The sequence below is a fragment of the Jatrophihabitans sp. genome (genome assembly GCF_046262535.1).
Classification (GTDB): Bacteria; Actinomycetota; Actinomycetes; order Mycobacteriales; family Jatrophihabitantaceae; genus Jatrophihabitans.
The window spans coordinates 15,745-28,278 of record NZ_JBHEMO010000034.1 but is presented as its reverse complement, the minus strand read 5'-3'; the positions used below and the strand labels follow the sequence as shown (position 1 = coordinate 28,278).

At 72.3% G+C, this 12,534-nt stretch carries 17 protein-coding genes; 4 read left to right on the top strand and 13 right to left on the bottom strand.

Annotated features, from left to right (window positions below; translation table 11 throughout):
- From ABR571_RS05570 to ABR571_RS05550, 5 genes are all read right to left on the bottom strand, one after another.
- The coding region (locus tag ABR571_RS05570) for a sodium/proton-translocating pyrophosphatase (protein WP_409452196.1) at positions 1 to 1,033 on the bottom strand (1,033 nt) is incomplete at its 3' end.
- A 162-nt stretch (positions 1,034 to 1,195) separates the two neighbouring features.
- Positions 1,196 to 1,540, bottom strand: a complete 345-nt coding sequence (locus ABR571_RS05565; protein WP_409452195.1) for an STAS domain-containing protein — start codon at positions 1,538 to 1,540, stop codon at positions 1,196 to 1,198.
- A 27-nt stretch (positions 1,541 to 1,567) separates the two neighbouring features.
- Positions 1,568 to 2,080, bottom strand: coding sequence for an Rv3654c family TadE-like protein (locus tag ABR571_RS05560; RefSeq protein ID WP_409452194.1), 513 nt, complete (start codon positions 2,078 to 2,080; stop codon positions 1,568 to 1,570).
- The gene (locus ABR571_RS05555; RefSeq protein ID WP_409452193.1) at positions 2,077 to 2,448 is read right to left on the bottom strand and encodes a TadE family type IV pilus minor pilin; all 372 of its coding nucleotides are present in this window, start codon (positions 2,446 to 2,448) and stop codon (positions 2,077 to 2,079) included. Before ABR571_RS05555 ends, ABR571_RS05560 begins: the two co-directional genes overlap by 4 nt.
- A complete protein-coding gene (locus ABR571_RS05550; protein WP_409452192.1) occupies positions 2,438 to 2,626 on the bottom strand; it encodes a DUF4244 domain-containing protein in 189 nt (62 codons plus the stop codon). The genes ABR571_RS05555 and ABR571_RS05550 overlap by 11 nt, the downstream gene beginning before the upstream one ends.
- A 162-nt stretch (positions 2,627 to 2,788) precedes the next feature.
- On the opposite strand from ABR571_RS05550, the gene ABR571_RS05545 reads away from it, so the two are divergent.
- Positions 2,789 to 3,388 carry a GNAT family N-acetyltransferase gene (locus tag ABR571_RS05545; protein ID WP_409452191.1) on the top strand — a complete coding sequence of 200 codons (600 nt, stop codon included), beginning with the start codon at positions 2,789 to 2,791 and terminating at the stop codon, positions 3,386 to 3,388.
- A gap of 90 nt (positions 3,389 to 3,478) precedes the next feature.
- A complete protein-coding gene (locus tag ABR571_RS05540) occupies positions 3,479 to 3,967 on the top strand; it encodes a nucleoside deaminase (protein ID WP_409452190.1) in 489 nt (162 codons plus the stop codon).
- 3 nt (positions 3,968 to 3,970) lie between these two features.
- On the opposite strand, the gene ABR571_RS05535 is transcribed toward ABR571_RS05540, so the two are convergent.
- Positions 3,971 to 4,888: an oxygenase MpaB family protein gene (locus tag ABR571_RS05535; protein ID WP_409452189.1), complete on the bottom strand. Its 918-nt coding sequence runs from the start codon at positions 4,886 to 4,888 to the stop codon at positions 3,971 to 3,973.
- Positions 4,889 to 4,989: 101 nt separating this feature from the next.
- Here ABR571_RS05535 and ABR571_RS05530 point away from each other — a divergent pair, with 101 nt between their 5' ends.
- On the top strand, positions 4,990 to 5,625 hold the full coding sequence (locus tag ABR571_RS05530; RefSeq protein ID WP_409452188.1) for a TetR/AcrR family transcriptional regulator: 636 nt from the start codon (positions 4,990 to 4,992) through the stop codon (positions 5,623 to 5,625).
- 19 nt (positions 5,626 to 5,644) lie between these two features.
- Here ABR571_RS05530 and ABR571_RS05525 read toward each other — a convergent pair whose 3' ends face one another.
- From ABR571_RS05525 to ABR571_RS05505, 5 genes are all read right to left on the bottom strand, one after another.
- Positions 5,645 to 5,896: a hypothetical protein gene (locus ABR571_RS05525; protein ID WP_409452187.1), complete on the bottom strand. Its 252-nt coding sequence runs from the start codon at positions 5,894 to 5,896 to the stop codon at positions 5,645 to 5,647.
- A 163-nt stretch (positions 5,897 to 6,059) separates the two neighbouring features.
- The gene (locus tag ABR571_RS05520; protein WP_409452186.1) at positions 6,060 to 6,779 is read right to left on the bottom strand and encodes a type II secretion system F family protein; all 720 of its coding nucleotides are present in this window, start codon (positions 6,777 to 6,779) and stop codon (positions 6,060 to 6,062) included.
- Positions 6,776 to 7,612 (bottom strand): type II secretion system F family protein, encoded by an 837-nt coding sequence (locus ABR571_RS05515; protein WP_409452185.1) that lies wholly within the window; start codon positions 7,610 to 7,612, stop codon positions 6,776 to 6,778. Before ABR571_RS05515 ends, ABR571_RS05520 begins: the two co-directional genes overlap by 4 nt.
- Positions 7,612 to 8,754, bottom strand: coding sequence for a TadA family conjugal transfer-associated ATPase (locus tag ABR571_RS05510; protein ID WP_409452184.1), 1,143 nt, complete (start codon positions 8,752 to 8,754; stop codon positions 7,612 to 7,614). Before ABR571_RS05510 ends, ABR571_RS05515 begins: the two co-directional genes overlap by 1 nt.
- Positions 8,751 to 9,413 (bottom strand): pilus assembly protein FlpE, encoded by a 663-nt coding sequence (locus ABR571_RS05505; RefSeq protein WP_409452183.1) that lies wholly within the window; start codon positions 9,411 to 9,413, stop codon positions 8,751 to 8,753. The genes ABR571_RS05510 and ABR571_RS05505 overlap by 4 nt, the downstream gene beginning before the upstream one ends.
- Before the next feature lie 225 nt (positions 9,414 to 9,638).
- Between ABR571_RS05505 and ABR571_RS05500 the strand changes: the two genes are divergently transcribed.
- Positions 9,639 to 10,478: an HAD family hydrolase gene (locus tag ABR571_RS05500; RefSeq protein WP_409452182.1), complete on the top strand. Its 840-nt coding sequence runs from the start codon at positions 9,639 to 9,641 to the stop codon at positions 10,476 to 10,478.
- 303 nt (positions 10,479 to 10,781) lie between these two features.
- On the opposite strand, the gene ABR571_RS05495 is transcribed toward ABR571_RS05500, so the two are convergent.
- Positions 10,782 to 11,534 (bottom strand): ABC transporter permease, encoded by a 753-nt coding sequence (locus ABR571_RS05495; protein ID WP_409452181.1) that lies wholly within the window; start codon positions 11,532 to 11,534, stop codon positions 10,782 to 10,784.
- Positions 11,534 to 12,499 (bottom strand): ATP-binding cassette domain-containing protein, encoded by a 966-nt coding sequence (locus tag ABR571_RS05490; RefSeq protein ID WP_409452197.1) that lies wholly within the window; start codon positions 12,497 to 12,499, stop codon positions 11,534 to 11,536. Before ABR571_RS05490 ends, ABR571_RS05495 begins: the two co-directional genes overlap by 1 nt.
- Between the last annotated feature and the right edge of the window lie 35 nt (positions 12,500 to 12,534).

Sequence of the window (12,534 nt, the reverse complement as noted above, 5' to 3'; positions counted from 1 at the left end):
TGCCGTCGACGCTGCCGGCGTTGATGTCGTGGAAGCCGCTGAAGCCGCTCGGCAGGTAGGTGAACGCCGCGATCGCGACGAGGACCAGTGACACGACGGCCGAAATGACGAATCCGCGGTTGATCGGCACGAGGCCGTTGCGGTCCGACGCGCGCAGCTTCGTGGTGAGCACGCCGACCACCGAGCTGATGATGCCGATGCCGCCGATGATCAAGGGAAGCAGCAGGCCCTTGGCGCCGAACGCCGTCTGGCCGAGGATCAGCGCGGCCACGAGGGTCACCGCGTAAGACTCGAACAGGTCGGCCGCCATGCCGGCGCAGTCACCGACGTTGTCACCGACGTTGTCGGCGATGGTGGCGGCGTTGCGCGGGTCGTCCTCGGGAATGCCCGCCTCGACCTTGCCGACGAGGTCGGCGCCGACGTCAGCGGCCTTGGTGAAGATGCCGCCACCGACACGCATGAACATGGCGAGCAGGGCGCCGCCGAAGCCGAAGCCCTCGAGGACGACCGGTGCGTGCTCGTTGTAGACGAGCAGCACGATCGAGGCGCCCAGCAGGCCGAGACCGACGGTGAGCATGCCGACGATGCCGCCGGTGCGGAACGCGATGTGGAAGCCGCGTTCGCGGCCACCCCCGCGGGCCGCCGAGGCCACCCGCACGTTCGCGCGCGTCGCCATCGTCATGCCGATGTAGCCGACCGCGGCCGAGAAGGAGGCACCGACGAGGAAGAACAGTGCCCGCCCGACCCGGACGCTGGTGCCGCCCTCGTTGACGGGCAGCAGGAACAGCAGCACGAAAACGATGACGGAGAAGACGGCGAGCGTCCGGAACTGCCGGTTGAGGTAGGCAGCCGCACCCTCTTGGACCGCCTTCGCGATCTCCTGCATCTTCGGCGTGCCCTGGTCGGCCTTGAGCACCTCCTTCACCAGGATGAAGGCGTAGACGAGCGCAGCGAGGGCGATCAGCCCGATCACCGCTACCAGCCCCTTCTGGCCGGATGAGATATCCGCCAGGGCGGTGTCGTGCGAGGCCATACAACTCCCCTTGATTCGTTACGAGTTCCGACGCCGGTTACAGCGGTTCGGCGGCGAAAGGTTGCGCCCCAGGCGTGTGTCACGCCCCGGCGCCGACTGGCGGAGTTTAGCCCGGCCTACCGGGCGGTAGCACCGCCGGGTGGTCCGGCGGGAGGAGTCTGGTCAGCCGCGAAGGCCGGCGACCGCATCGCCGATGCTCGGGTAGATGGTGAACACACCGTCCAGACCCGTGATCGTGAACAACTTGAGGATGCGTTCCTGGCTGCAGACGAGGGGCATGGAACCCCCGGCGTCGCTCGTGGCCGCGCGCGCCTCGACCAGTGCGCCCAGCCCGGTCGAGTCGAGGAAGGCCACTGCGCTGAGGTCGACGATCAGCGTGGTGACGCCGGACTGCAGGATCTCGGTGATGTTGTCCTTCAGCGCCGGAGCGGAGTACACGTCGACCTCGCCGCTCACGGCCACGATGGGGACATCGCCGGCAGTTGTCTGAGAGACCGAGATGTCCACGCTCGTCCTTCCGTCCGGTGCACAGCGTCATGGTGGCGCCCGTTCGGACGACGGAAGCCAGCATGCCACAGGGACCGACGGTGGCGAGCGAGGACCGTAGGGATCCGAGGGCGGCCGCGAGGCGGCGGCCGTGGCTCGGGTCGATCGGCGCCGTCCGGGCGCGCTCGGCAGCCGGGCCCCACGGGCCGAGGCGGCCACCGCTCGCGGCCCGACCAGCGGTAACCGGGCCCGCAGCTCGACCCGTACGAGGACCTGTCCGCTCCGGCCGTCGGGGGCCAGACGCACGTCGCAGCTGACCAGGCGGACCCAGTTCCGGTCGGCGATGCGCGCCGCGGCCGGGCAGGCCTCGGCGTCGTCTCGCCCGATCCGGCCCGCGGCCGCGAGCGCAGCCAGGTCCGCACCGGCCTCCGCCCGATGCCGGGCCAGCACGGCCAGCGTCCGCACGGTGGCCACCGTGGCGGCCACCGTCAGCAGCACGCAGCAGGACACGACCCAGATGACCGCCGACCCCCGGTCGTGCTCGGCGCGTCGGGCGCTCACGGCGATGCGGCCGAGGGCTCGACGGCCGCGACCGCACGCTCCGTGATCGCCAGCGCCGGGAGCCAGCCGCCCAGCGGATGCACGTGGCCGCGGACGACCGCGACCACCTCCGTCGTGCCGCTGTTGATGCTGACGGCGGCGCCCGGAGCCGCCCGGGCGGCGAGTCGCGACGCGGCGGCCCGGTCACCGCGGGCGGCCGCCCGTGCTGCTTCACGGGCGGCGTCCTGCAGCCGCACCCGCGCGCCCACGGCCGAGACCGCCGTCAGCGCCACGGCCAGGATGAGCACGAGCACCGGCAGGCAGGATGCCAGTTCGGCGGTCACCATGCCCGAGTCGCGACGCCACCGGCGGCAGCGATCAGATCGCATGCAGCGCCGAGTTGACCAGCGAGGTCAGCGCCGACGAGACGGCCGAGCTGCGGACCACTTTGTAGAGGACGACCGCGAATCCGACCGCAGCGACCGTGCCGACGGCGTACTCGGCGGTGGACATTCCGGCGTCGACGCTGACGCGCAGACGGCGCGCCAGTCGCTTGAGAAGAGTCATGCCGCCAGCGAAGCAGTGGGCGAACCCGCGGCGCCGCGCGCAAAAAGATCTGTGGAGGAGGACCGCCCTTGTGGACGGCGCCGGACGTCCCGATCCCGTTTCGTGCTAGCGCGAGCTCGCCCGTGGTCGCCCGTGGTCGGACGTGGTCGCTACGTTGCGGACATGCCTGGGAAGCTCCGGTTTCCGACCGACCACGAACCAAGGATCGACGTCCGGCCGGCGATCAACCGTTTCGACGACTTCGCCGCGGTCGTCGGTAGGCGGCGGCCCGACGCGCGCGGTTGCTGGTGCATGGCCTACCGCGACAGCCGGGTCCCCGCACTCGAGCGGCCGGAGTACATGCGGGCGGCATGTGACACCGAGCCGGGCCCGGGCGTGCTGGTCTATGTGGACGACGACGTCGCCGGCTGGTGCTCCATTGCCCCCCGCGCCACCTACCGGCGACTCGTCAACTCGCGCACCATCCCCGCCCCGGACGACCCCGACACCTGGGTCGCGGTCTGTTTCGTCGTACGGGCCGGATACCGCAAGCACGGACTGATGCACCATCTGCTCGACGGTGCCGTCCAGCACGCACTGGACCACGGCGCGCAAGCCGTTGAGGGCTACCCGGTCGACGACGGGGACGGGCGCGTCGACGTCATCTCCGGCTACGTCGGCACCGTGCAACTCTTCGAACGGGCCGGGTTCGAGCGGGCCGCGGCCACGGCCGGCCGCAGCGGTGGCCAACCACGCGTGGTGATGCGCAAGCTGCTGCGCTGACCGCCGGCGGCCCCGGCCGGAAAAATGACCGGAGCGGTGAGCCGTGGCAGTGCTCTGATGAGTCGCTGTCCCTGAACGAGAGGAAGCCCGATGGTTACCGACACGGATCTGCCCCACCTGCGCCGCTGCGTCGAGTTGGCGGCCGAGGCGCTGGCGGCCGGCGACGATCCGTTCGGTTCGGTCCTGGTCGCTGCCGACGGCACCGTGCTGCACGAGGACCGCAACCGCGAGACCTCGCTCGCCGACCCGACCCGCCACCCGGAGTTCGAGCTCGCCCGCTGGGCCGCCGGGCACGTCGCGCCCGGCGACCGGGCGGCGACGACGATGTACACCTCGGGCGAGCATTGCCCCATGTGCGCTGCGGCGCACGGCTGGGTGGGCCTCGGCCGGATCGTCTACGCGTCCTCGTCCGAGCAGCTGACCGGCTGGCGGGCCGAGCTGGGCGCGCCGGCCTCGCCCGTGCGCGGCCTCGCGATCAACGACCTGGTCCCCGGCATCGAGGTCGACGGTCCGGCCCCCGAGCTGGCCGACCAGGTCCGTGAGCTCCACCGCCGTCAGCACGCCGACCGGGCCGGCTGACCCCTAACGCCCCGGCGGAGCCGACACCTCGGGCATGCTGAACCGGCCGCGCTTCAGCTGGTGCCGTTCGCGCTTGGCGATGATCTTGAACGCTTGATGGTTGGGCCCGCGCAGGATCGGGGCGAGCGGACGGGGCACGAACCGCGGCGGCTGGACGTAGAGCGCGCGGGCTCCCTGGACCGCCCCGCGGAAGGCCGCTTCGTGCGCGGGCGTCCACCGGAAGCCGTAGAGGTCGCGGACGGACGCCGGCAGGCTGCCCTTCACCAGCACGTCGATGACCCGGAACAGCGGGCGCAGCGGCGGCGCCATGTCGTAGTCGCCGCGCTTCGCGCCGGCGAGATAGCTGCCGACCACGCGGGCCTCGTCAGTCAGGTAGGGCTTGTCGGAGGCGAGGTAGGCGTCGAAGGCGGCGCGGAACTCCGGGTAGCTGGCCGGCGCGGCCGAGCGCGGCATGCCGAACAGCTCCGCCCAGCGCACGAAGTCCTGCCACAGCCCTTCGCTCTCGTCGGCCGAGAGCTGGCGCACCAGCAGGTTCTGCATGTGGTGCACGGAGTCGAAGGTGAAGGCCATCGTCATGTACATCAGGTGCGGGTCGGAGGCGCTGTACGGCGTGCCGGCCGGGTAGTGCGGACCGGCGTCCTCGGGCATCGCCCCGACCACCGTCACGTGCTTGCGCCGGGTGAACTCGAGCGCGCGGTCGGCCTCGTCCTTGGTCCCCAGAAAGACCGCCTCGAACAGCCGGGCGGTGAGCATCAACCGGTTGTACGGGGTTTCGCGGTGCTCGGTGTGCTGGACAGTGCCGACGTAGAGCCGCGGGTGGACGGCCCCGATGACGAGCGCGCGTTGGCCGTAGGACAGGCCGACGGCACGGTTGCTCATGACCCGCACGGCCATCGAGTCGGCCTCGAAGTAGCCCGGCACGCGGCACCTCCGGAATCTGGCATGGCGGTTCGCCACATTGCGCTACCCCGAGAATCCGGCATTCGATTGGATCTGGCAAGAGGCCCTGCCACAATTGGCGCATGGCTGCCTCCCGCTCGTACGGCGGGATTCCGGCCGAGCAGCGGCGGGGGCAGCGGCGCGTCGCTTTGGTGGCCGCCGGCGTCGAGATCGTGGGAACGCAGGGCGCCGCCCGGCTGACCGTCGGCGGTTTGTGCTCGCAGGCCGGGCTGAACGAGCGCTATTTCTACGAGAGTTTCGCCAGCTCGGAGGACGTGCTGGTCGCGGTCTTCGACGAGGTGATGGCCGAGCTGACCGCCGTCATCGTCGCCGCGGTCGCCGCTGCGGCCGACGATGCCCGGGCCAAGGCGCGGGCTGCCATCGCGGCGGCGGTGGAGTTGCTCACCGACGACCCCCGCAAGACGCGCATCGTCTTCGTCGAACCGCTGGCCGCCGCGGCGCTCAACTCACGCCGGGCGGAGGTCGGGCGCAGTTTCGTCGGGCTGATCGTGGCCCAGGCGCACGAGTTCTACGGGTCGGCGACGGCGCTGCGGATCGGCACGTGGGCCGACTTCGCCGCCGCGCACCTGCTCGGCGGCCTCGCCGAGACGCTGACCGCGTGGGTGCGTGGTGACCTCGCGATCAGCCGCGAGGAGCTGATCGAACGCTCGACCGAGTTGTTCGTCCTTGTGGCTGATCACGTCGTCGGAACGGGCTGACCGCACGGTCCGGACGGCCTCAGAGCTCGCCGGCCGCCAGCCAGCTGTGGGCCGCGCTGAACGGCCGCGCGACGACGTGAGCGACGGCCGCTCCCCGGCGCGAGGTGGACGGCGACGGTGCGCCGGAGTCGGCGTTGGCCGAGGCGGCGGGGCGCGCGGTGCGCGCGGTCCGGCTCTTGCGGGCTCGGGCCAGGCGACGCGCAGCGGACGCGTCGGCGCGCACGGCGTCGGCGTGTTGGCGAGCGATGCTGTCGGCGATGTAGACGTTCATGGTGTCCTCCGCTGCTGCTGGTTCTCTGACACCGACAACGATCGTCGTAAGGGCCACCTGCGGGCATCGGGACTTTGCCTACTGCCGCGGATCCATCTGATCTGGTCCGGCCCCTAAGGGCGGTAAAACCCTTAGTGGGGGCGGGTTGCGGGCGTCTAAGACCTCACGGCAGGACGCCGAATGCGCTCTTGGCCACCCCGACGATGACCGGGATCACACCCAGGCACACGAAGGACGGCAGGAAGCAGGCCGCCAGCGGCGCCATCGCCGTTACACCGGACCGGGCCGCCCGGGCGGCGGCCGCCGCACGACCTTCGGCGCGCAGCTGCGTCGCCAACCGTTCGAGGGCGGCGGCCAGCTTGATCCCGCTGGCCGCGCTGCGCACCGCCACGCCGGCGAGTTCGCCGAGGGGTCCGGCTCGCGGAACTCCGGACCAGGCCTGCGCGGCGTCGGCGCCGAGACGTGACAGGCCGGCAACCCGCAGCAGCGTGGTTGCGGTGTCCGGTCCCGCGGCGGGCGCGGCCAGCGCGAGCGCATCGGCAACCGGTCGACCGCTGCGCAGCGCGGCCGCCGCGAGGTCGAGGACGAGAGGAAGCTCGTCGTCGAGGTCCGGACGGCTCGGCCGGCGCGGCAGCCATCGCTGGAGGACTGCGACCGACGGGCAGACGACCGCGGCCGCGAGCACGCCGGTGCGCAGACCCAGCGCGGCCAGGCACCCGGCGCCGGCCGCACCGACCGCCAGCCCGACCGCCGCGCGCGCTCGGGCGGCCCCCCGGCGAGCGGCACGGTCGGCTTCATCGCCTGGTCCGTCGCCGCGGCGGCGCGGCGATGGCACGAACAGCACGCTGCTGCCGACGAGCAGCCAGGTGAGCGCGCCGGTCATCGGCGCTGCGCGCGGCGCAGGATCCGGCGCATCCACAGCACGCCCGTGGCGTCCAGGACGACGCCGACGCAGCAGACGATGCGCCCGGCCGGCGACCCGAGGAGAAACTCCCACGGCCGTGCGCCCATCGCGGCGCCCAACCCGATGCCGAGCAGCGGCAGGCCCGTCAACAGAGCGGCCGACGCGCGCGGACCGGCCAGCGCGATCCCGACGGTCCGGCGCTGCTCCTCGCCGTCGGCCAGATCGGCCCCGACCCGCCCGAGCACGCCGGCCAGAGCCGCACCGGTGCTCTCGCCGAGGCGCCAGGCGAGCCCGATCCCGCGGGTGTCACGGTGCGACACGAGCACTGTCCCGGCGTCGTGGGCCCCCGCTGCGGCCGACGCCGCACTGGAGAAGAGCGCCCCATAGGTCGGCGCGACCTCGCCCGCTGCCCGCAGCGCCGCCGAGGCCCGCGCGCCGGACTCGAGCTCGGCGATCAGCACCCGCACGGCAGCGCTGAGGTCGCGCCGGCGACCCGCCGCGACCCGGGCGGCGACGACATCCCGACCGACCACGGTCGCGGTCCAACCGACCGCGGAAGCGGCGATGCCGAGGGTCGGACCGGCGAGGGCCACGACCACCGCAACGCCGCTCCACACCACCACAGGCGCGAGCCAGCGACCGCACCGGCCGAGCCGGACCCGAGCCGCAGCCCGGACCGGTGCCCGTTCGTCCGGCTCGAAAGCCGCCAACCGGCCAGCTGCCGCAAGAGCCCGGATGCGGGCCGACGAGGACGAGATTCGGCCCGCGATCGCGGCGGCGACGGCCATCGCCAACCACGTCAACGGCGTCATCAGCGTGCCCGGGCCGCGAGCAGTCGGCGCAGCCGGTCGGCGGCCGGCTGGTCGCCACGCACCGCCGACCACGCCGATTCCACCACCAACTCGTCTCCGGCCCGGGCGAGCAGGCCGATCTCGGCGACGGTGCGCCGGGCATCCCGGCCGCGACGCAGGTGCACCACGACATCGACCGCGCTCGCAACCAGGCTGGTCATCGCCGGCCCGGGCAGCCCGGCAAGTGCGCCGAGCGCGGCGAAGCGCGCCGGTACGTCCGCGGCGGAGTTGGCGTGCAGCGTCGCGGCGCTGCCTTCGTGGCCAGTGTTGAGGGCGACCAGCAGCTCGACCATCTCGGCGCCGCGGAACTCGCCGACGACGAGCCGGTCCGGCCGCATGCGCAGCGCCTGCCGGACCAGCTCGCGCAACCCCACGGCACCCGCTCCCTCGACGTTGGCCCCGCGGGCGACGAGCCGGACCACGTGCGGATGCACGACGACCAGTTCCGGCGCGTCCTCGATGAGCAGCACCCGCTCGTCGGGCGGCACCGTCGACAGAAGCGCACCGAGCAGCGTGGTCTTCCCGGTCCCGGTGCCGCCGCTGATCACCACGGCGAGCCGGGCGGCCACCAGGTCGCGGAAGACGTCGGCGACGAGCGGCGTCATCGCGCCCAGCCGCACCAGCCCGTCGAGGTCGTGCGGGCGCCGCGCGAGCACGCGCAGCGAGATGGTGGTGTGTTCGGCCAGTGGCGGCAGTACGGCGTGCACTCGCGTGCCGTCCGGCAGCACGGCGTCGGCGAAGGGCAAGGCGTCGTCGAGCCGGGCTCCGGCACCGGCGACCAGGCGCTGCGCCAGCCGCCGCACAGCCGCTTCGCCGGAGAACTGCACCGCCGCGCGCTCCATGCCCCCGCCGCGATCGAGCCAGACAGCGTCCGGTCCGTTGACCAGCACGTCGGTGACACCGGGTGTCGCCAGCAGCGGTTCGAGCGGTCCGGCGCCGTGCAACTCGGCGTCCACCTCGGCGCGCAGGCCCGCGAACACGGCGTCGTCGACGATGCCGCTCGACTCCGACCGGACGACCGCGTCGAGAGCCGCGGGTCCAGACGCCAACCGTCGACGCACCCGGTCGACCAGCTCAGGGCCTCCATACGGGCCGGTGCTCACCGGTCGGCACCGATCGGCGCGGTGCCGCGCAGCAGGCCAGTCGCCACCCGGGCCGCTGCCCTGGGCAGCCGGCCGGGGTCGAGCTCGAACGGTGACGAGCGCAGTGCCGGCAGCGCGCCGAGCAACGGGCACCCGACGATCTGGGCCGCCTGCCCCGCGTCGACCTCACCGCGGCGCACTACGACGCCGGCCGGTAGCTCGGGCAGCGCGGCGGCCACGGCGTTCGCCGCCACCAGCCCCCGCACGTCACCTCGAGCGAGCAGGACGACGAGATCACTGTGCAAGAAGGCCGCCGCCCGTTCGGCGCCGCCGCTTCGCGGCAGATCGAGCACCACCGGGCCGACCGCCCGCGCCGCCGCCACGACCTGCAGTACCGCCTCCGGATCGAGGACGGCGACATCGGCGGCCAGGACCGCGACCGGGCCCCAGCGCGGCAGCCCGTCGACCAGCGCCGCGGGATCCAGGTGACCACCGGCCACATGCAGTCCCGACCAGCGCGCTCCGGGCACGGTCTCGATGCCCAACGCCACGTCGATGCCGCCGCCCGCGACGTCCAGGTCGACGAGCACCGACGGGCCGATGACCGCCGCGAGCACCGCCGCGAACGACGAAGCGCCGACACCGCCGCTGCCGCCCACCACGGCGAGAACCTGGCCCATGGCTCCAGCGAAGCGGACGGAGGCGGTGAACGGCGGCGTCGCGAGTTACCTGTGGACGAGGTCCGTGGGTGTGGACGACCGCCTTGACAGATCCACCGCAGACATCGGGCGGCCCGGATTGGACCGCCGGTTCCGGGAGTTGCGGCGACGGCCGACGGGGCGCGATCCGTATCCTCGTCAGAGCAATCGCACCGAGACAACCACCGTGAGCGAGCGAATCGAGGGTTGAGCGTGGCACCGCCACCGGCACGCACCGCGGCGTTCTTCGACCTCGACAAGACGATCATCGCCAAGTCGAGCGTGCTCGCCTTCGGCAAGCCGTTCTACCAGGGCGGACTGATCAACCGGCGCGCCGTGCTGCGCAGTGCCTACGCGCAATTCGTCTTCGCCCTCGCCGGCGCCGACCACGACCAGATAGAGCGGATGCGGGCCTACCTCGCGTCCATGTCGACGGGGTGGGACGTGGCCCAAGTGCGCGAGATCGTGTCCGAGACACTGCACGAGATCATCGACCCCATCGTCTACGACGAGGCCGTCGAACTGATCGCCATGCACAAGGCAGCGGGCCGCGACGTCGTCATCGTGAGCACGTCGGGAGAAGAGGTCGTCGCCCCGATCGGTGCCATGCTCGGCGCCGACGAGGTCGTGGCGACGCGGATGGTCGTCGCCGAGGGCAAGTACACCGGCGAGATCGAGCGCTACGCGTACGGGCCGGAGAAGGCAGTCGCCGTCCTGCACCTCGCCGAGGAACGCGGCTACGACCTCGCCGGGTGCTACGCGTACTCCGATTCGGTCACCGACGTGCCGATGCTCGAAGCCGTCGGGCATCCGTTCGCCGTCAACGCCGATCGCGGGCTGCGCAAGATCGCGGTCGAGCGCGGTTGGTCGCAGCTCACGTTCTCCAACGCCGTGCCGCTGCGCGAGCGGATCGCCGGTATGCGCCCGGAGCATCCGGTCGTGTCGGCGACGGTCGTCGGCGCGGGCGTCGCCGCGGCCGGACTGGTTTGGTACACCGCCCGGCGGCGGACGTCGGCGACGGGCGCCGCGAGTCGCGGCCGGCGCTGACCGAGCCTGACCGAATTGCCCGCCGTGACACGCCGCGCGCCTCTTGCGTGACGCGCGTCACAGGCGTCAAATACGCCTACGGACGACGTACGTCGATGGCGGTCCAGCCCCCAGCGGACGGCGTCCCGCACGGACGGACGGGCACCCACGCGGCGATCCCACCACGCACAGGTGAGTCGACGCGGGACTGCGGCCTCGCTGCGGACCGCGTCTGACAGCACGAGGGCACGCTTGGTAACCCGCAAGCCCGCGCACGACGACGGCGCCTCGAGCAACTCGCGGCGCCGTCGCCCTGTCAGCGCCTCAGGCGCTCTGCTGCTGGAAGGTGCGCGTGCCCCACCACGCCAGCAGCGCCCCGAGCCCGACCGTGACGAGCGCACCGACCCACACATGGTGGTCGCCGAAGTCCCCGCGAAACATCGCCCGCGTGGCGTCGACGACGTAGGTCAGCGGGTTGGCCTGGGAGGTATGGCGCAGCCAGGCCGGCGCCAGCGACATCGGGAGCAACACACCGGACAGGAGAAGCAGCGGCAGGGAAACGCTCTGGATGAAGGGCGCGAACGCGTCCTCGTCCTTGAGGATCAGGCCCATCGCGTAGGACGCGGCCGAGATGCCGAGAGCCAGCAGGCAGATCAGGACGAGCGACGAGGCGATGCCGCCCCACGACGGCTTCAGCCCGAACGGCAGGGCCACCAGCACCAGGATGATGCCCTGCACGCCGATCACCACCATGTTGCTGAGCGTGCGACCGAGGATCAGCGACGTACGCAGCGCGGGCGTCACCCGCTGCCGGTCGATCACCCCTTCGCGCAGTTCCTGGATGATGCCGAACCCGGCGAAGCCGGCACCGAAGATCGCCAGCTGCAGCAGCAACCCCGGGACGAATATGCGCCAGGCCGCGTCGCCGCCCAGCCCACCGCCCGAGACGTTCTTCAGCAGTGGTCCGAACAGGGCCAGATAGAGGATCGGCTGGGTCAGGCCGAAGAACACCCAGACGGGGTTGCGCAGCAGGATGCGCAGTTGCCGTTGGAAGATCACAAGCGTTTCGGTGATCATCAGGCCACCTCGTTCCCTTCGCGAAGTGAGTGACCGGTCAGGGTCAGGAAGACGTCGTCGAGCGTCGGGCGGTTGACGGTGATGGACGTCGGGCTCAGCCCGGCCGCGTCGAGCGCGCGCAGCAGCGGCGCGACCGCCACCGCACCGTCGTCGACCGTCACCAGAACCGCCGAATCACTGGTGACCACCTCGCGCACGTCCGTCGCGGCCCGCGCGACCGCCTCCGCCTTCGCCCGGTCGTCGCCGTCGGCGATGCCGAACGTGACCACATCGCCGGAGATGCGCGCCTTCAGCGCATCGGGAGTGTCGTTGGCGACGATCTGCCCGTGGTCCATGACGAGGACCCGGTCGGCCAGCGCATCGGCTTCGTCCAGGTAGTGGGTGGTCAGCACGACCGTCAGCCCGACGTCATCGCGCAAGGACTTGATGTGCCGCCAGAGGTTCGCGCGGCTCTGCGGATCCAATCCCGTGGTCGGCTCGTCGAGGAAAACTAGCTGGGGCGAGTGCATCAGGCCGAGCGCGACGTCGAAGCGACGGCGCTGGCCGCCCGACAGCTCGAGCAGCGCCCGGCCCTCGAGCCCGCCGAGGTCGAGCCGCGGCGCCACCTGGCGCAGCCGCTCGCTCGCCGCCGACTTGGACAGGCCCTGCAGTCGGGCCTGGGTCACCAGTTCTTCGCCGACGAGCGTGCCGGCGCTGGGTGCGGCGCCGACCTGGGCGACGTAGCCGATGCGCCGCCGCACATCGCGCGGCTGACCGACGAGATCGGCGCCGGCCACGGTGGCGCTCCCGGCGCTCGGCATCAGCAACGTGGTGAGCATGCGCAGTGTCGTCGTCTTGCCGGCGCCGTTCGGTCCGAGCAGGCCCACGATCTCGCCGGCGCGCACGTCGAGGTCGATCGGTTTGACCGCGTCGATGGGTCCGGACTTGGTCTGGAAGCTGCGCGCCAGTCCGCGCGCGGTGATCATCGGGTTCTCCGTCATGGCGGCAGCCTCGCAGAGGT